The 18,191-nt window shown below is 72.4% G+C and carries 15 protein-coding genes, 1 pseudogene and 1 riboswitch; of the genes and pseudogenes, 2 read left to right on the plus strand and 14 right to left on the minus strand.

What is annotated here, in order from left to right; translation table 11 throughout:
* Positions 1–221: 221 nt before the first annotated feature.
* Positions 222–1,216 (minus strand): annotated as a pseudogene (locus tag GTY67_RS12130) (bile acid:sodium symporter).
* A 123-nt stretch (positions 1,217–1,339) separates the two neighbouring features.
* Here GTY67_RS12130 and GTY67_RS12135 point away from each other — a divergent pair.
* Entirely contained in the window at positions 1,340–1,612 is a 273-nt protein-coding gene (locus GTY67_RS12135) for a type II toxin-antitoxin system Phd/YefM family antitoxin (RefSeq protein WP_093691911.1), read from the plus strand.
* Complete coding sequence (locus GTY67_RS12140; RefSeq protein ID WP_093691913.1) at positions 1,609–1,878, plus strand: type II toxin-antitoxin system RelE/ParE family toxin; 270 nt, start codon at positions 1,609–1,611, stop codon at positions 1,876–1,878. Before GTY67_RS12135 ends, GTY67_RS12140 begins: the two co-directional genes overlap by 4 nt.
* Positions 1,879–2,365: 487 nt before the next feature.
* Here the strand turns inward: GTY67_RS12140 and GTY67_RS12150 are convergent, their stop codons facing one another.
* From GTY67_RS12150 to GTY67_RS12210, 13 genes are all read right to left on the minus strand, one after another.
* Positions 2,366–3,307 (minus strand): Ppx/GppA phosphatase family protein, encoded by a 942-nt coding sequence (locus GTY67_RS12150; protein ID WP_161278650.1) that lies wholly within the window; start codon positions 3,305–3,307, stop codon positions 2,366–2,368.
* The gene (locus tag GTY67_RS12155; protein WP_161278651.1) at positions 3,304–3,903 is read right to left on the minus strand and encodes a DUF501 domain-containing protein; all 600 of its coding nucleotides are present in this window, start codon (positions 3,901–3,903) and stop codon (positions 3,304–3,306) included. Before GTY67_RS12155 ends, GTY67_RS12150 begins: the two co-directional genes overlap by 4 nt.
* 72 nt (positions 3,904–3,975) lie before the next feature.
* Positions 3,976–4,446, minus strand: coding sequence for a septum formation initiator family protein (locus GTY67_RS12160; protein WP_161278652.1), 471 nt, complete (start codon positions 4,444–4,446; stop codon positions 3,976–3,978).
* A 93-nt stretch (positions 4,447–4,539) separates the two neighbouring features.
* Positions 4,540–5,820, minus strand: a complete 1,281-nt coding sequence (eno, locus tag GTY67_RS12165) for a phosphopyruvate hydratase (protein WP_093691921.1) — start codon at positions 5,818–5,820, stop codon at positions 4,540–4,542.
* Between the two features lie 335 nt (positions 5,821–6,155).
* Positions 6,156–6,872: a transglycosylase family protein gene (locus tag GTY67_RS12170; protein ID WP_093691923.1), complete on the minus strand. Its 717-nt coding sequence runs from the start codon at positions 6,870–6,872 to the stop codon at positions 6,156–6,158.
* 5 nt (positions 6,873–6,877) lie between these two features.
* A riboswitch (cyclic di-AMP (ydaO/yuaA leader) is annotated at positions 6,878–7,075 on the minus strand.
* A gap of 290 nt (positions 7,076–7,365) precedes the next feature.
* On the minus strand, positions 7,366–8,367 hold the full coding sequence (locus GTY67_RS12175; protein ID WP_161278653.1) for a transglycosylase family protein: 1,002 nt from the start codon (positions 8,365–8,367) through the stop codon (positions 7,366–7,368).
* Positions 8,368–8,565: 198 nt separating this feature from the next.
* Positions 8,566–9,858 carry a cytochrome P450 gene (locus tag GTY67_RS12180; protein ID WP_093691927.1) on the minus strand — a complete coding sequence of 431 codons (1,293 nt, stop codon included), beginning with the start codon at positions 9,856–9,858 and terminating at the stop codon, positions 8,566–8,568.
* The gene (locus GTY67_RS34500; RefSeq protein ID WP_202461412.1) at positions 9,855–11,414 is read right to left on the minus strand and encodes a sel1 repeat family protein; all 1,560 of its coding nucleotides are present in this window, start codon (positions 11,412–11,414) and stop codon (positions 9,855–9,857) included. Before GTY67_RS34500 ends, GTY67_RS12180 begins: the two co-directional genes overlap by 4 nt.
* A 41-nt stretch (positions 11,415–11,455) precedes the next feature.
* Positions 11,456–12,463 carry a nucleoside triphosphate pyrophosphohydrolase gene (locus tag GTY67_RS12190; RefSeq protein WP_161278654.1) on the minus strand — a complete coding sequence of 336 codons (1,008 nt, stop codon included), beginning with the start codon at positions 12,461–12,463 and terminating at the stop codon, positions 11,456–11,458.
* 155 nt (positions 12,464–12,618) lie between these two features.
* On the minus strand, positions 12,619–13,275 hold the full coding sequence (locus GTY67_RS12195) for a SurA N-terminal domain-containing protein (RefSeq protein ID WP_093691933.1): 657 nt from the start codon (positions 13,273–13,275) through the stop codon (positions 12,619–12,621).
* A gap of 143 nt (positions 13,276–13,418) precedes the next feature.
* Complete coding sequence (locus GTY67_RS12200; RefSeq protein WP_093691935.1) at positions 13,419–15,056, minus strand: serine/threonine-protein kinase; 1,638 nt, start codon at positions 15,054–15,056, stop codon at positions 13,419–13,421.
* Complete coding sequence (locus GTY67_RS12205) at positions 15,053–15,664, minus strand: hypothetical protein (protein WP_161278655.1); 612 nt, start codon at positions 15,662–15,664, stop codon at positions 15,053–15,055. The genes GTY67_RS12200 and GTY67_RS12205 overlap by 4 nt, the downstream gene beginning before the upstream one ends.
* A 102-nt stretch (positions 15,665–15,766) precedes the next feature.
* Positions 15,767–18,154, minus strand: coding sequence for an N-6 DNA methylase (locus tag GTY67_RS12210; RefSeq protein WP_161278656.1), 2,388 nt, complete (start codon positions 18,152–18,154; stop codon positions 15,767–15,769).
* Positions 18,155–18,191 lie beyond the last annotated feature (37 nt).

An 18,191-nucleotide genomic window follows, 5' to 3' on the forward strand; every position in this document is an offset into this window, starting at 1 on the left:
CCCTCCGGGAGCGCCGCGACGGCCCCCTTCTTCACACGTACGCAACGCCCCCGGAATGCGCCCGTACGCCTTCCGCAGGGCCCCACGTATGGCCCGGACGGCCCTTGCGGGGCCGAACTGCGCCCAACAGGGCCGAATTCCTTGTGAAGAAGTTCACGAACTTCGTGGCGGCGTGTCCCGGGAAGGGTCCCCCGAGCGGCCGACCAGGGCCGCCCACGGGCTCAAAGGTGCAGGTGACGCTGCGGCTGAGCAGGCAGCAGGCGGGGCACGGCGCGGACGCAGAGGACCATGCCGACGACCTCGACGAGGGTCTGCGTGACGACCACGACGGCGGCGATCGCGTACGCGTCGGGCAGGGACAGCGCGAGCGGAAGCACCACCAGGGAGTTACGCGTCGCCCCGCTGAAGACCACCGCCCGCCCGCCGGGCACGTCCAGCCGGAAGAGCCGGGCCACCGCCTTCCCCGCGAAGGCCATCACCACCAGGAACCCTGCATAGAAGGGGACGACCGCCGCGACATCGGTGAGGTTCCCGCCCAGCTTCGGCACCTGGGATGCGACGACGACCAGCAGGGTCGCGGCCATCAGCGGGACCATCGTCGTGGTGGCCGCGTGCGACACCCGCCGCCCGCTCTCCCTGCGCCCCGCCCAGGCCTGGAGCCCCCAGGCCAGCGCGAGCGGGATGACGATGAGGAAGGCGAACGCCTCCAGGAACGGCCCCGCCTCACGATGTCGGCGAGCCCCGAACCGAGGAACGCGTACAGGAACACCGGCAGCAGCACCATCTGCGCGACCAGCAGGACCGGGGTCACGGCGAGCAGCCGACGGGCCGAGCCCCCGGCGAGACCGCTGAAGACGATCACGTAGTCGACGCAGGGGCAGAGCAGCACGAGCAGCACCCCCAGACGCACCGCCCGGTCCGCCGGCAGGAACGTGAACAGCGCGGCGACCACGAGCGGCACCACGACGAAGTTCACCACCAGCGTGGCGGAGACGAACCGCCCGTCACGCAGCGAGCGCAGCAGCTCGGCCGCCGGGACCTGAAGGAAGGTCACGAACAGCAGCGCGCCCAGGACGGGGTTGATGAGGTGCTCCAGCCCCGGCCCGGCGGAGGGCACCGCGAGACCGAGGACGGCGCCGAGGGCCATCGCGACGAGATAGACGGCCACCTGATGGTGTTCCATCTTCTCGACGGCCCCGCGCGGTGCGTCGGTCATGCCCGTATATCCCCCCGGCCCTGCACGGCTGTTACGCGGTGCTCCAGGCGATCCCGTCCAGGATGTCGTGCTCGCTGACGACGGACTCGTGCGCGTGTACACGAATGCGCGTACACTACTTCCATGGCCGAGAGCACTGTGACTGTACGGGAAGCCCGCGCACACCTGGCGGACCACATCAACTCCGCCGAGACGGGCACGCCCACGGTGATCACCCGCAACGGCGAGCCCGTCGCCGCACTGGTGCCGATCGCGGACTTCGACGCGCTGGAGGAAGCCGCCGACGTCCTGCTCGCCCGAGAAGCGGAAGCGGTCTTGGCGGAGGGGGGCCCGACCGTGACCATGGCGGAGCTGCTGGCGGACCTGTTCGCCGAGCGGGCCGACGGCGCGGCGTGAAGTACGCGTTCCGCTTCACCGCCGCGGCACAGCGACAGCTCCGGGCCATCGACCGGCCCGCCGCCATGCGCATCCTCGCCGCGCTGACAGCACTCGGCGACGATCCGTACCGCGAGGATGCCGACATCAAGAAGCTCACCGGCCCGTCGGGGCTCTACCGGCTCCGGGTGGGCAGCTTCCGGGTCGCCTACCAGGTGGAGGACGGCGAACTGATCATCCTCGTCGTCAAGGTCGGCAACCGGCGGGATGTCTACCGGTCCCTCTGAGAGTGGGCGGCCCCGGAAATCTCTCGCCACTCCCCCATGGGGCGTTCCACACGATGTCGCCCGCTCTGTTCACCGTGGCCATGTGACTGCGGCCCGCACCTTCACCTCACCGGAAGAGAGCCGACCAGGGGAGGCGGTGCCCGGTCTGAGCCTCGTACGAAGTGCGAGCAGTGAGAATGACGAAGACGGCCATGAGCGCGATCCAGAGGACCTCGACCTCGTACGAGGGGATTTCCGAGAACCCCTTGGAGGACATATACGCAACGCCTGTTCCAGCGCACAGAACGCTGTTCGCCCATGTCCCACAAGATACGCCGCGGCCCCGAAGGGGCACCGCTCGAGGAATCAGGCCTGTGCCACAGACTGTCGCGCTGCGGCCGGTACGAGCGGGCCTTGGCACCCGCGAGCGACGCCGTAGGCCACGGACAATGCAGCCCCGCGCGGTGCGTCGGTCATGCCCGTATGTCCCCCCGGCCCTGCACGGCTGTTACGCGGCGCTCCAGGCGATCCCGTCCAGGATGTCGTGCTCGCTGACGACGACCTCGTGGGCGCCCGTCCGCTCCATCACGGCGAGCAGCACGAGGGCGCCCGCGGCGATCACGTCGACGCGGCCCGGGTGCATCACGGGGATCGCGGCGCGCTCCTCGTGGGTGGACTGGAGGAGGTGCTCGGTGATGGCGCGGACCTGGCCGCGGGAGACCCGGGAGTGGTGGATGGCCTCGGAGTCGTACTCCGTCAGCTCCAGCGCGATCCCCGCGATCGTGGTGACCGTGCCCGCCAGGCCGACCAGCGTGGCCGCTTCGGTGAGCTGAACGGCCTCGGCGGCCACGTCCAGGGCGGCTTCGATGTCCGCGCGGATCGCGGCGACCCGCTCGTGGGTGGGCGGGTCCACCACGGCGCCGTCCGCGACCAGGTGACGCTCGGTCATGCGTACGCAGCCGATGTCCACGGAGCGGGCCGCCTCGACCCCGTCCGAGCCGAGCACGAACTCGGTGGAGCCGCCGCCGATGTCGACGACCAGGTACGGCTTGGCCAGGTGGTCGCTGCCGGTCAGCTCCTTGGTGGCACCGTCGAAGGAGAGCTGCGCCTCCTGGTCGCCGGTGATCACCTCGGGCTCCACGCCCAGGATCTCCCGGACGCCGGAGACGAACTCCTCGCTGTTCTCGGCGTCGCGGGAGGCGGAGGTGGCCACGAAGCGGACGCGTTCGGCGCCCAGCTCCTCGATCACCGCGGCGTACTCGCGGCAGGCCGCGAAGGTGCGCTCCAGCGCCTCGGGGGCGAGCCGGCCGGTCCTGTCGACGCCCTGGCCGAGGCGGACGATCGTCATCCGCCGGTCCAGCTGGGTGAAGGTGCCGGTGGCGGGGTCCGCGTCGGCGACGAGGAGCCGGATGGAGTTCGTACCGCAGTCGACGGCGGCAACCCTGGTCATGCGTCCTGCCCTTCCGTGGAGCCGCCGAGGGGGCGCGCGGTGAAGTGGCCGCTCCCGTCCCCGGTCCTGTCGTCCGGTGTCGTGCACGGCGTGACGCACGGGCCCTTGGCCCACCACTCGGGCAGCATCGCGATGGCCTCGTCGCCCAGCGGGTTCACCCCGGGCCCGGCGGCCAGCGAGTGGCCGACCAGGACGTGCAGGCACTTCACCCGGTCCGGCATGCCACCGGCGCTCGGGAAGCCCTCCAGGACCTCGATGGCGTCGCGGCGGGTGATGTAGTCCTCGTGCGCGGCCCGGTAGGCGGCGGCCAGCTCCGGGTCGGTCTCCAGACGGGCCGTCATCTCCTTCATGACCCCGTTCGCCTCCAGCGTGCCGATCGCCGAGGCCGCCCGGGGGCAGGTCAGGTAGTACGTCGTCGGGAACGGCGTGCCGTCCTCCAGACGGGGCTGGGTCTCCACCACGTCCGGGTTGCCGCACGGGCAGCGGTGCGCGATGGCGCGCAGGCCGCGCGGCGGGCGGCCGAGCTGCTGCTCGAACGCGGCGATGTCCGCGTCGGTGGGCTTGGTGGACTCGGTCTGCGGAGGGGGCGTTTCCATGCCTGCCTTGGTTCTGCTCGGAAGCTCGTCGGAGGGAAGGGTCGTGGAAGGGGTGCGGGAGGAGAAGGGGCGTCAGTCGCGGTCGGCGCCGTCCACGCCGTCCCAGACGTTCGAGTGCCAGGGGCGGTGGCTCGCGCCCTGATCCCCCCGGCGGTCCTGTGCCGCGTCGGGGTCGGCCACGGTGTAGCCGGTCTCGCCGGGGAGCACGTAATGGAGGTGCTGGCGGGCCAGCCGCATGATGTACGCGTCGTCCTGGAGCCGCGCCTTCTCGTCCCGCAGCTCCTCGGTGCGCTGCTCGGCCTGGCGCGAGAGCCGCTCCTGCTCGGCGATCTCGTCGCGCTGGGAGACGTACTGACGCATCGGGTAGGCGAGCGCGACCACCAGGGAGCAGACCACCAGCGCCAGGAACGCGGCCCGGCCGGTGAGCCGGGAGCGGCGGGCCTGGCGGCGGTTCTGGGAGCGGTACACGCGGGCCGCGGTCTGCTCGCCGAGCAGTCGCAGCCTGGTCGCGGTGGAGAACCTGTCCCGGTCCTTCCCGGCCATGTCTCCCGCCTCCCCGTTACGCACGTCCGTCCCCGCACACGGTACGGGACCGGGTGCGGGGACGGGCGGAGGCTACCGTCCTACGGCTGCGGGTCAGCCCTTGAAGCGCGGGAAGGCGGAGCGGCCCGCGTACACCGCGGCGTCGTCGAGGATCTCCTCGATGCGCAGCAGCTGGTTGTACTTGGCGACGCGGTCCGAGCGGGCCGGGGCGCCGGTCTTGATCTGGCCGCAGTTCACGGCGACGGCGAGGTCGGCGATGGTGACGTCCTCGGTCTCGCCGGAGCGGTGCGACATCATGCACTTGAAGCCGTTGCGCTGGGCCAGCTCCACGGCGTCCAGGGTCTCGGTCAGCGAACCGATCTGGTTGACCTTGACGAGCAGGGCGTTGGCGGAGCCTTCCTCGATGCCACGGGCCAGGCGCTCCGGGTTGGTGACGAAGAGGTCGTCGCCGACGATCTGGACCTTGGCGCCCAGGCGGTCGGTGATGACCTTCCAGCCGGCCCAGTCGTCCTCGTACAGCGGGTCCTCGATGGAGACCAGCGGGTACGCGGAGACGAGCTCCTCGTAGTACTCGGTCATCTCGGCGGCCGAGCGGGACTTGCCCTCGAACTCGTAGACGCCGTCCTTGTAGAACTCGGACGCGGCGACGTCGAGGGCGAGCGCGATGTCGCGGCCCGGGACGTAACCGGCCTCCTTGACGGCCTCGACGATGAGGTCCAGGGCGGCGCGGTTGGACTCCAGGTTCGGGGCGAAGCCGCCCTCGTCGCCGAGGCCGGTGGACAGGCCCTTGGTCTTGAGGACCTTCTTCAGCGTGTGGTAGACCTCCGCGCCCCAGCGCAGGGCCTCGGAGAAGGACTCCGCGCCGATCGGGGCGATCATGAACTCCTGGATGTCCACGTTGGAGTCGGCGTGCGAGCCGCCGTTCAGGATGTTCATCATCGGAACGGGCAGCAGGTGCGCGTTCGGGCCGCCGAGGTAGCGGAAGAGCGGCAGGTCGGACGCCTCGGAGGCGGCGTGCGCGACGGCGAGCGAGACACCGAGGATGGCGTTCGCGCCGAGCGAGGCCTTGTTCTCGGTGGCGTCCAGGTCGAACATCGCCTGGTCGATGAGGCGCTGCTCGGTGGCGTCGTACCCGACGAGCTCCGGGCCGATCTGCTCGATGACGGCGAGGACGGCCTTCTCGACGCCCTTGCCCAGGTAGCGGTTGGGGTCACCGTCGCGAAGCTCGATGGCCTCGAACGCACCGGTGGAGGCGCCGGACGGAACGGCAGCACGGCCGGTGCTGCCGTCGTCGAGGCCGACCTCGACCTCGACCGTGGGGTTGCCCCGGGAGTCGAGGATTTCCCTGGCTACGACGACGTCGATGGACGGCACGAGGCATCTCCTTCTGGGATATGACGCTGGTTGTGCAGGGTCACTGTGGCCTTGCGACACGAGCCTAACCGGCCCGGCCGCGTCAGTCGGCCGACCGCCCGCCTCCTGGGACGAAAAAGGACCCAAGGACCAGCATCACGGGACAAATCTCTAGAAATCTACTGGGCGGTAACAAGCGTTGACGACAAAAGGTGAACGCATCCCCTCGCCCGCCGACGCCCCTCGCACCGAAAACCCCGGCCCGGCGCGCACGGGGGGAGTAGCGCGCCGGGCCGGGGAGCCGTGCGAGGGAGGGTGCCGCCGGACCCCCTCCCTCCGGGGAGGAGAGACGGCTGTTACTTCAGGTGGAGCTGCTGACCCGGGAAGATCAGGTCCGCGTCCTTGACGATGTCGTCGTTGAGCTTGAAGAGCTTGCTCCAGCCGCCCTTGACGCCTTCCTTCTGAGCGATCTTGCTCAGGGTGTCGCCGGACTTCACCTTGTACTCGCCGTCGCCCTTCTGGACCTTCTCACCGGTCGGGGTGGTGACGGTCTTCTTGGAGCTCTCGGCCTTGGGGGCGGCCGGGGCGGTGCGCTGCTCGCTGCGCGTGGTGGGCTGCTCGGCCTTGCGCTCGGGCTGCGCCTGCTGGGGCTTGCTCTGCGACTGGCCGGAGCCGGTGTTCACGCCCGGGTCCACACCGTCGTTGGTGAGGCCGCCGGCGCCGGCGCACGCCCAGGCACCCGGGCCCTGCATGGCGAGCAGCTTCTCGGCGGTGGCGATCTGCTGGTCCTTGGAGGCCAGGTCGGCGCGGGAGGCGTACTGCGTACCGCCGGCGGCGGCCCAGCTGGACTGCGAGAACTGCAGTCCGCCGTAGTAGCCGTTGCCGGTGTTGATGGACCAGTTGCCGCCGGACTCGCACTGGGCGACGGCGTCCCAGGTCTCGACGGAGGCGGCGGAAGCGTTGGTCGCACCCATCAGCGGGACGGCCACGGCGGCACCGGTGATGCCCGCGAGGGTGGCGAAACGGACGGTCTTCGAGGGGCGGCGGTGCTTGCCCTTGCTGTTCAGCAGCATGGAACGGATCTCCTCACCGACGCCTACGAGGTGAGCTGTCGGGTTCGGGCTGATGAGTTGCCCGGTCGTGCGACCTTGCGCACGACTTCACCCCAAGCCGTTCCCGTACGTCCCCGACTTCGAAGGGACTGCCCTTCGAAGGGGCCGTACGGACCCGGCGGCCTACCTGGGTCCCCCGCTCCTGCCTACGGCGCTTACGCGTCTGTTCCCTTCGACCGACGGCAGGATTCGGCGTGACGGTCGACGGGGCCCGCGGTGCGAGCGGTTCCGACCGTAAACACAGGCAACCCCGACATTCAAAGACGGACATACTGGGCCAATCAGCGCTTACTTGCTCACCCTGATGGACCGTTTCCGCAGGTCGGAGGGGATCTACGCCGAGCGGGCGGGCGCAACACGCCAGTTGAAGCAAAGAGACCCATGTCTCACTTACGCATAAGTGGACATAGGCCTCTGAACTACCCGCGATTTTGGGGCGTTTTCCCGAATTCGATCAGTTGGCGGCAGGCACCTCGGCGCCCTCCTGGGCACCCGCCTCAGCGGCCGGGTCCAGCCCCAGATCGAGGCTCTGGCCGGGCAGGATCAGGTCCGGGTCGGAGCCCAGGAGGTCCTTGTTGGCCTCGTACAGGCCGGTCCAGCCCTGGGGAAGTTTCTGTGCGTCAGCAATGGCCCAGAGGTTGTCCCCGGGCTGCACGGTGTAGCCGCCGTCGGCGACCGCGCCGCCGTCCCGCGCGTCACCCTCGCCGCGTGAGGCGTGCCGGCCGGACTCCCGGGGGCCGTCCCCCTGGTCCACCGCGCCGGTCTCCTCGGGGGCCGGAGCGCCCCGGTGCTTGCCGCCGGTGTTCTGGGAGGGCTGCGAGGCGTCGGGGGACTCGGTGGTTCCGGTCCTGCCGGTCCCGCCGCTCTCCCCCGCCTTCCCGGCGGAGGGCTTCGCGGAAGGCTTCGCCGAGGGGTCGAGGGCGTCGCCGCCGCTCTCTTTCTCACCCTTGCCGGTCTTGCCCGCCTTATCGGAAGTGCCGGTCTCACCCTTTTCATCCGCTTCGTCCGCCGGGACGGTCGTCGGGTCCTGGGTGGGGTCGGCGGAGGGCGCGGTGCCGGGGTCGACACCGGGCAGGGCGCCGTCCACCGCGAGGCCGGAGATCACCGCGCAGCTCGGCCAGGCCTGTGGGCCCTTGTCGTCCAGGACCTTCTCGGCGACGGATATCTGCTGGGCACGGCTGGCGAGGTCGGCCCGCTCGGCGAAGGCGGTGCCGCCGTACGCCGACCATGTCTCCTGCGAGAACTGGAGCCCGCCGTAGTAGCCGTTGCCGAGGTCGGCACTCCACATGCCGCCGCTCTCGCACTCCGCGACCCGGTCCCAGGTGGTGGCGTCGGCTGCGTGTGCGCCTGCCGCGCCGAGGAGCGGGATGGCGATGGCCGATCCGGTCACGCCTGCGGCGACGACGATGGCGGGTGCCTGACGAGGGCGGCGGTGTCTGCCGTTCGCGGAGCCCATGGGGTTTGCCTTCCGTGCGACTGACAAGCAGGAACTGAGGAGCATGAAGCTGTTGAGCACGCGGCGCCGTTGAGCGCACAGCGCTGTTGAACAAGTGACGGGCGGGCCGGCGGTGAACAGCGGCCGACGCGTCGAACCGTGAACCTAGCGGGACTCGAACGCATGTCACAAGTCGATGCAGCGCAGATCACGTGAAAGTCACAGAGGTGACAGCGTGTCACTTTCTTCGAGGCGGCGTCCCGGTTCGAATTCCACCGGCAGCGTGCGCAGTCCGCGCATGATGAGCCCGCCGCGCCACCGCAGATCGGCCGGTTCCGCGGCAAGTCGCAGGCCAGGAAGGCGTTTCAGCAGCGTCGCCACCGCCGCCTGGCCCTCCAGCCGGGCCAGCGGCGCCCCCAGGCAGTAGTGGATGCCGTGCCCGTAACCCAGGTGCTGATTGTCACTCCGTGACAGATCGAGTGCGTCCGGATCCGTGAACCGGTCCGGGTCCCGGTCCGCCGCCGCCAGCACCACCAGCACCGGATCTCCGGCCGCGATCTCCTGCCCGCCGAGGGTCAGCGCCTCGGTGGCGTACCGCCAGGTCGCGAGCTCCACCGGCCCGTCGAACCGGAGCAGTTCCTCGATGCCGGTGGCCAGCAGGGCGCTCTCCCCCGCCGCCAGGGACTCTTCGAGCCGGGCGCGCTGCTCGGGGTGGCGGAGGAGGGCGTACGTACCGTTCCCGATCAGGTTCACCGTCGTCTCGAACCCGGCGAACAGCAGGATGAACGCCATCGCCGCGGCCTCGTTCTCGGTGAGGTGCTCGCCGTGGTCGCTGGCCCGGATCAGCCCGGAGATCAGGTCGTCACCGGGGTTCTCCCTCTTCCGGTGGATGAGTTCGGCGAGATAGCCGCGCATCTTCTTCACCGACCGGGCCACCCCGCCGCGCGGCCCGCCGCCGTGGCGGATCATCATGCCCGCCCAGTCCCGGAAGTCGTCCTGGTCCTCGCGCGGGACGCCGAGCAGGTCGCAGATGGCGTAGATGGGGAGCGGGAAGGCGAAGTCATGGATCAGATCCGCCTCCCCGTCCTCGATGAACCGGTCGATGAGCCGGTCCGTCAGCTCCTGCACGCGGGGCGCGAACTCCGCGACCCGGCGCGGGGTGAACGCCTTGGAGACGAGCCGGCGCAGCCGGGTGTGGTCCGGCGGGTCGATGTTGAGCAGATGCGTCATCAGCTCCGCCTTGCGCTCCCCCGGGATCCCCGTCTTCCCCTTGGCGGCCGCGGACCCGGCGTGGTTCGCGGGATCCTTGGAGAGCCGCGCGTCGGCGAGCGCCTGCTTGGCATCCCCGTACCGCGTCACGAGCCAGGCCTCGACCCCGCTGGGCAGCGCGGTCCGGTGCACGGGGCTGTGCTCGCGGAGCCAGGCGTAGGCGGGGTAGGGGTCGGTGGCGAACTCCCAGGTGAAGAGTGCGGGGGCGTCAGGGGTGTGGGGGCAGGCGGGGGTGTCGGTCACTCCTTGACGGTATCGGGCGGGGTGTCGGTGACTTTACGGAGTGGGGGGAGGGCTTCCGTTGCGGCGGGGTGGCCGTGCCCGGCGGCCCGGGCCATCCACCTCTGCGCGCGGGCGGCCAGCACCTTTCCCAGGTTGTACTGCGCTTGTACGATGCCGGCCTCGGCGGCCGTCTCCAGGTACGGGATCGCTTCCGCTTCCGCGTCGAGCAGGACCAGCAGCTCTCCCAGCAACGCCGTCGCCCCGATGTGCCCCGCGTCCGCCGCCTTGCGGAACCAGAACGCGGCGGTCTCGATGTCGCCGAGCGCGGCGTTGATGCGGCCGAGCACCACCGATACCTCCGGATCGCTGTCGGCCAGGGGCACCAGGGTCAGGTGCGCGTTCCACCGCACCGTCCACCGCTCAGCCTCCTCCGGTGCCGCGTCGAGTGCCAGCGACCACATGCCGAGCGGGACGGGCGGGCCCTCCGGCCGGCCCCCCACATCGGCGACGAGCGACCCGAACACGGCCCAGGTGTCCTGCCGTCCCCCAGGGGCCAGCAGCCCGGTCACCCCGTGCCGGATGTGGGATGCCCAGCCGAGCCCGTCGTCGAAGGGCTCGGCGCGGGCCGTCGCCAACTCCTGCGGATACAGCGACTGCGCCGTGCGGAGCGCCTCACGCGAGACCTCGACCAGCCCGCACCGGGCGAAGTCGATCGCCACGCGCACCAGCAGATGGCCACGCGGGTGGGCGTTCGGCCGACGGGCCCGCCGCCACTCCTCCAGGAGTTCGGGACCGACGGCAAGGTATTCGGGCACGGTGTGCACGCCGCGTCCCAGCACCGCGCCCAGCAGGCGGGCATCCTCGTCCAGGGCTTCCAGGCGCCTCAGCTCCCTCTCGCTCCACTCCCGCGCCAACTCGACCGGTTCGGCCGCGCCGAGCACCCCGGCGCGGCCCCGCACACCGAAGCGGCGGGCGTCGTACGCCTCGTCGCCCATCGTGGCGAGCACGGGCACGCGCAGCCGGACGAGGTCCGCGAGGACGGACGGGGTGAGCCCGCGCTTTCCCAGGTGGCCTTCAAGGTCGTCCAGCCACAGCACACAGTGCTCCTCACCCCGCCCCCGCAACACCGCCGGCAGCCCTCGCAGGTCCGTCCCCGGCGGCGGGGCGAAGACCCGTGTCGTACCCGCCATGCTGGTGACCAGAGCGGCCCACGCCGTCCGGGTCCTCCCCGAGAGCGGCGCCCCGGTCACCACGACCAGACCGCCCTCCCAGGCCGCCTCACGGACCTGGTCGGCCAACTCCCGGTCACAGTCCCTCGGCACATACGGCGGCAACGGTGACTCACCGGGCAGCCGCCGGGTCCGTCGCACCCCCAGCGCGATCGGGTCGGCCGTGTCCAGCTGCGGCCACTCGGAGACCGGCGGCAGGGCGGAGGAGTTCGGCGGCTGCGCGTAGTACGTGTGCACGCCCCCGTTCACGGCCCCCGCCTGGACCACCGGTGCGTGGAAAGCGCCCCCGGAGACGGAGTTGCCCACGCCGACCGCCGTGTCGTTCGGCGCTTCCCGTTCGTCGGACACGCCCGTCCCCCGCCCCTCGTACGACTTCTCAGCTCACCGTACTAACCCGCCCCGCCCTCCGCCGCCACGATCGCGTCCCTGTACGCACGAGCCGCCGCGCGCAGGGCGGCCTCCGGGTCGGTGCCGTTCGCCTCGGCGGCGACGGCCAGGGCGAGGAGGTCGTAGCCGATGGAGTCGCCGGTGGGGTCTCCCGTCGGGAGGGGGACGTCGAGGCCCGCCGTGCGGACCCGGCTGCCGAGCTTTGCCGCGAGGGCCAGGCCCGGTTGGCCGAGGGGGACGCCCTCGGTGACCGAAGTGCGCTGCTTCTCGATCGCCTTCGTGCGCAGCCAGTGCGCGTGGACGTCCTCCGGGGTTTCGGCGTGCTCGTCGCCGAAGACGTGCGGGTGGCGGTGGATCAGCTTCTCGACGAGGCCGCCCGCGACGTCGTCGATGGCGAACGGCTCCTCGGGATCCTCCTCCGCGATGCGCGCATGGAAGACGACCTGGAGCAGCACGTCGCCCAGCTCCTCCCGCAGTTCGGTCCGGTCGCCGTCCTCGATCGCCTCGACCAGTTCGTACGCCTCCTCGATGGCGTACTTCGCGAGGCTCTTGTGCGTCCGCTGCGAGGTCCACGGGCACTCGCGGCGGATCCGGTCCATGACCTGGACCAGGTCCAGGAGGCGGGCGCCGGGCAGGTCGTACGAGCCGGGGAGCAGTTCCAGGTCCGGCATGGAGATCCGGCCGGAGCCGCCGAGCCGGGCCAGGCCGTCGGTCAGGCGGCTGTCGCCCTCGCCGCCGGCCAGGACCACGACCGTGCGGCCGCCCGCGCAGGCGGCGACCAGCTCGTCGGCGGAGGGCGCCGCGTGATCCACGCGGACGCCCGCCTCACGGAGGTAGGGCAGCTGCGGGTGGTGCGGGTCTGCGCACAGGACCTGGTCGGCGGCGTGCAGCGTCTGCCAGGCCGGCCAGGACAGCAGGCCGGGCGCGACCCGGTGGCTGGCGGTGAGCAGGACGATGCGGCCGGGGTCGCCGGGGGTGGCGGCGGGCGTGCCGGGGGCTTCAGCGTTCACCCGGCGAACCTACCCGCCGTGCCTCCGGGTCAGGCGCCCGGCGGGTACCCGAGCGGCACCCGGCCCGGATGTCAGGCCCAGGCGCCCCGCCCGAGCACCGGGCTCAGGCGGGCGGCCCGGACGTCAGGTGCAGGCGTCCCACCCGAGCACCCGGCTCAGGCGCCCGCCTCCGGCTCCTGTGGGGCGAACTCCGTGACCTGGGTGATCCACGGCGCCTTGTAGGTGCCCAGCTGCATCTTCTGGTCGTCCCAGGCGCCGAAGCGCGGGTTCACGTCGATCTTCAGCTGCTTCGACGCCTTGGTCAGCGCCTCGCCGACGACCTGCTGCCCGGCAGGCGTACCGAGGTCCGCGCCGAGCGCCTTGGCGAGCTTGGGCAGCTGGACCTCCTGGCGCATGTCGCCGTCGATCTGGTCCGGGGCGACCCAGCGCTGCTGGAGCATCATCGCCCGCAGTTGCTCCTCGCCGCCGTACTGCGCGCGGCCGGCGGTCCGGGCCTCCTGGATCTCCTTGCGGGTGACGGTGACCCCGGCGTCCTCGGCGGCCTTGTCCAGGATCCGGCCGAAGATCAGCCCGTGCAGCTTGGCGCGGTTGAGCTGGCCCGACTTGTTGACCAGCTGGGCCGCCTCGGGCGAGCTCTCCTGGGCGGCGCGGACGTCGGCGGCCTGGGCCTGGACCGCCGAGACCTCGATCCGTTCGCCGCCCACGACGGCCGCGGCACCGGGGTGGGCCTCGTTGCCGCAGGCGGCCAGGAGTGGGGCCGCGAGCAGCGTTGCGGCGGAGACGGCGAGCGCGGTGCGACGACGGCGGTGCAAAGGAGCCTCCCGTGGAGAGTTTGTGCATCGGTGCACAAGCCTTGCGGTGACCGATGTTAGGCAGTGGGGGTGATCAGTGCCACTGATTCGACCAACGATTCGGGAGGAGTTGGGGATGTGGGGCGACGGCCCCGCCCCGGGGGTCAGCCGCCCCGGACGTCGCTCTGGTGGCTGAGGCGGCGGCGCAGGTCCACGGGGAGCGGGTGGTGCGGCCCGTACGTGCGCTCCGCGTCGTACAGCAGCGCCTGGAGCTGAGCGCGGCCCGCCGTGTGGTCCCCGACCGCGAGCAGGAGCTGTCCGATGCGGTGGCGGATGTCCAGGGCCCGGCCGGGGTCGGTGGTGACGGCCCCGTAGGCGTTCTCGTAGTACGGGAGGACCGCGCGGTACTCGCCGAGCGCGGCCGTCGCCTCGCCGAGCTGCTCCAGGCACTGGGCGGCGTCGTAACGGAATTGCAGGACCTGGGCGTCGGCCGGTCCGGCCTCGGCGGTGCGGTCCTCCGCGAGGCGACGCAGCTCCGGCAGCGCGCGGCGGAACTGCCCGTCGTCCATCAGCGTCGCCGCGTACTGCTTGCGCAGGATGCGGACGACCGGGGAGTGCTCACCGTGCTCGGCGGCGGCCGCCGGGAGGATCGCGCCGAGGATGTCCACGGCCTGGGTGATCCGGCCCTCGCCGAGCAGCTTCTTGACCTCGTCGACGGCCTGGGCGACGTCCGGCCGGGCGGGCGGCGGGGTGAAGGAGGTCGGCGCCGTGAGCGGCGGGGGCGGGGAGAGGAGGGAGGCGACGGCGGGCCAGGGGGTGGTGCCGGCCTGGGCCTGCGACGGTACGGAGACGGACGGGGGTACGGGCGAGGTGGCCGGGGTCGCGGCGCGGTCCGGCCAGGGGGCGTGCGGGCGCAGGAAGGGGCGGGTCGGGTCCAGGGGCCCGGCGGGGGTGCCGTGCTTGGGCAGCAGCGGGGCCAGCTCCTCGTACACCTCCTGCGCGGAGGCGGGCCTGTCCTGCGGGTCCTTGGCGAGCAGCCGCAGCACGAGCGCTTCCAGTGCGACGGGGACCTCGGACCTGCCCTGCCGGACGGGGACCGGCGGCTCGTAGAGGTGGCGGTGCAGGACGCCGAGCGCGGTGGACCCGGCGAACGGCACGTCACCGCTGAGCATTTCGTGCAGGACGACCCCGAGGGCGTACAGATCGGTGTACGGGCCGACCGCGCCGCCCATCGCCTGCTCGGGGGCCATGTAGGCCGGGGAGCCTATCGGTGAACCGGTGTGCGTGAGGCGGGTGGTGTCCGTGTCGAGGACGGAGGCGACACCCAGGTCGAGGACGGTGACGGAGCCGTCGGGCCGGACCATCACGTTCCGGGGCTTCAGGTCGCGGTGGACGATCGGCACCGCGTGCACCGCACACAGGACCGCGCAGAGCTGGGCGGCGACCGCCACGGCCCACGGCCAGGGGTACGGGTCCTGCTCGGCGAGGTGGTCGGCGAGGTCGGCGCCCTCCACGTACTGCATGACCAGGAACAGGTCGTCGCCGTCGCTCCCCGCGTCGTGGACGGTGACCAGGCCGGGATGGTCGACCTGCGCGGTGACCCGGCACTCGCGGACGAACCGGCGGCGCAGCTCGTCGGCGGCGTCGCTGCCGGTCGGCCCGGCGACCCGGTCCGGACGCAGCAGCTTCACCGCGACCCGGCGGTCCAGACGCTGGTCGTACGCCGTCCACACCTGGCCCATGCCGCCCTGGCCGAGGATGGTGGCCAGCTCGTACCGCCCGGCGATGACCCGGTTGCTCACCGGCCTTCGCCCTCCTTGCGGAGGTAGTCGCTGAGCTCGTCCAGCTCGGCCCGGACCTGGTCGAGGCGCTGGGGCGCGGGCTTGGGGGGTGTGGTCTCGACGGCGTACGGGTTCGGGGTGGGCGGCGGCGTCGGGTGCTGCGCCTGGGGTTGGACGAGTGCCTGGTTCCGGGCCTGGGCGGGCGGGTGCTGGTGGACGACCGGGCGGTACGGGGCGGTCGCGGGGCCGGGCACCGGCGTCCGGGTGTCGTACGGCCCGGGCCCGGCGAAGTGCCGCGTCTCCATGATCAGGTAGTACGTGATGACGCCGGCCAGGTTCACCATGAGCCACCCCATCCCGATCAGCGCCTGGGCGTCCGTCATCTCCTCCTCCTCGGGCAGGCCCGCGAAGAACGCGAACAGGCCGATGGTGAGGAGGAGCGTGACCGCGAACAGCCACCAGTCACGCGGCCTGCGGGTGACGACCGCGAGCCTCAGCATCGCCGCCCACCCGAGGAACCCGCAGCTCAGCACGGTCAGCACAACAAAGATCGCGCGCAGCGTGGTGAGCGTCCCCGAGGACGGCCGGGGCGTCGGCGGCTGCTGCGGCGGATAGCCGTAGCCGTGCATGTGCTGCTCCTGGGAGGCGTACGAGAGTCGGGCGTGTGAGGTGAGCGTATACACCGCCGCCGACAGACCGTCCCCGGTTGTGCCCAACCGTTGCCTATGAGGTCACCGGGGCGTGACCGTACCGTCCGTCAGCCCGTCGTACATCCCCCTCACCAGCTGGCCGCCGAGCCGCCCCGCCGTCCGCAGGGCGTCCTCGAACGCGGCGAGCGCGCGGAACTGTTCCCCGTACCGCTGCTGTTCGGCCAGCGGCAGCCGGGGCAGCTGGAGGCGGCGGGCGTCCAGCCGGGCGGCGGTGGAGGCGTAGCTGCTGGCCTGCCGGTGGTTGGCAGTGCCACGGAGGAACCCGGCGAGGAACCAGGGGTCGATGGCAGCCGGATCGGGGCGCAGGAGCTGGAGGTTGCGGCCGAGCACGGCGCCCGCGGTCGCCTCGTCGACGACCCGGGCGACGGAGCCGCCGCCGAGGACGGGGACGACGACGTCACCGGGTTCGAGGAGGATCGGGTCGTCGGGGGTGGGGGATCCGGTGCCGGTGCCGGTGGGGGGCGGGGCGGGGGTTCCGGACGGGGCGGTGCCGGCGAGGACGTCGTGCTCGGTGAGGACGGGGGCGGTTTCGGCGCCTGGGGTGGTGTCTGGGGTGGTGCGGGTGTCTGGTCCGGTGCCGGGGCCTGTGCGGGGGGCCGGTCCGGTTTCGGTGCCTGTACGGGGGGCTGGGCCGGTTTCGGTGCCTGTACGGGGGGCTGGGCCGGTGCCTGTGCCTGTACGGGTGCCTGGTCCGGTGCCGGGGCCTGTGCGGGGGGCCGGGCCCGTTCCCGTTCCCGTACGCAGCAACAGTGCTCCCGCGCGGGCGAGTTCGCCGACCGTGGTGAGCGGCCAGTGGGCCGGGGCGGAGAGTTCGGCGGGCGGCGGGGTGAGGTCGGCGGTGCGGCGCAGGGTGTCGGCCAGCCGCTCCCGTACGTCTTCGAGACCGGCCGCTCCGCCTCCGGCTGCGGGGCGGGGCAGGTGGCGGGCGGGGGCCAGGTCCACGTCGTCGTCGAGGAGTTCGATGACGGGGACGACGCGGCTGACGCCGGGGAGGTCGGCCCGGTCGCGCCAGGCGTCGAGTACGGCGGTGTGCACGGCGGGCCAGTCCGGCCGGTCGCGCCCGCCGCCCGTCTGCGTTCCCGTCGTCGTACCCGGTTCGGCGGGGTCGGTGGTGTCGACGAGGAGGAGCTCGGGGACGGGGCGGAGCTCGCCGCCCGGCTTGCGCAGGACCCAGAGGTGGAGCGGGATGCCGTACGGGGGTGCGGCGCCGGCCGGCAGGGCGATCACCGCGCGCAGGGCGCCCCGGCGCAGGAGGTCGGCCCGGATGCGGCGGCCGGAGCGGCGGGAGGCGGCGGCGGGCGGCATCAGCAGGACGGCGGTGCCGCCGGTGCGCAGGCGGGCCAGGGCGTGCTGGACCCAGGCGAGTTCGGACTCGGTGCGGGCGGGGAAGCCGTACTCCCAGCGCGGGTCGTAGGCCAGTTCGTCGTGGCCCCAGTTGCGGTCGTTGAACGGCGGGTGGCAGAGCACGGTGTCGGCCGCGAGCTGCGGGAAGGCGTCGGCGCGCAGGGCGTCGCCGCCCCGCACGGTCCGGGCCGGGGTGCTGCGCGGCGAACCGTCGCCGTGGAGGGCGAGGCGCAGGGCGGTGAGCGCGGCGAGGGAGGGGTCGGCCTCCTGGGCGAGGAGTTCGGCGGGCCCGGCGACCGCGCGCAGCAGGGTCCCCGTACCGGCGGCCGGGTCCAGGACGCTGCGGACGGGCCGCCTGCCGCCGCCCGGCGGGTCCGTGTCCTTGCCGGTCTCCGCGAGGGCGGCCATCAGCTCGGCGAGGCCGGGGGGCGTCAGCGTGTACTGGCGCGGGTTGGCGTCGAGTTGCCGGCCGAGCAGGAACTCGAAGGTCTGCCCGGCCCCGATCCCGGCGGCCAGCTCGGCGGCGGCGCGCAGGAGGGGGGCGGAGGGGAGGAGGGCGTCGGAGGCGGGGGTGGGCACGGCACGGGTGGTGTGAACACCCGGCGAGTCGGGGCCGCCCGGCGAGGTGTGGACGTCTGAGGCTTCGCTGTGAACGGGGCCGGGGGTGGGTGGGCCGAGGCGGGCGCCGAGCACCTCCTCCATCGCGTGCGGCAGCACGGCAACCATCCGCTCGTCGGAGACGGCGGTCAGCTCCAGCCACGCGGTGGGTCGGTCGCGGACGAGCAGCAGGGCGCAGCCGGTGTGGATCAGGGCGGTGACGGCGCCCTCCGGGTGCCCGGCCACCTGCTGCCAGACGCGTTCACGGAGCGGCACCTCAGCGAGCTTTCCCTGGTCGCGCAGCCACTGCTCCACCTCGGGCAGCGCGAAGGAGGGGCTGGTCTCGGTGCCTCCGACCGGCTTGGGGAAATCGGCGTGGCGCCGCCGCCAGTTGCTCACGGCGGCCCGTCCCACTCCCGCGAGACGCGCGATCCCGGCCGCGGTCACCTCTGTCGCCTGTTCCGGCACCGGCTGTCTCCCCGTCCGACGTCACCCAGCGCTGTTC

The organism is Streptomyces sp. SID8374, from assembly GCF_009865135.1.
In the GTDB taxonomy this organism is placed as follows: Bacteria; Actinomycetota; Actinomycetes; order Streptomycetales; family Streptomycetaceae; genus Streptomyces.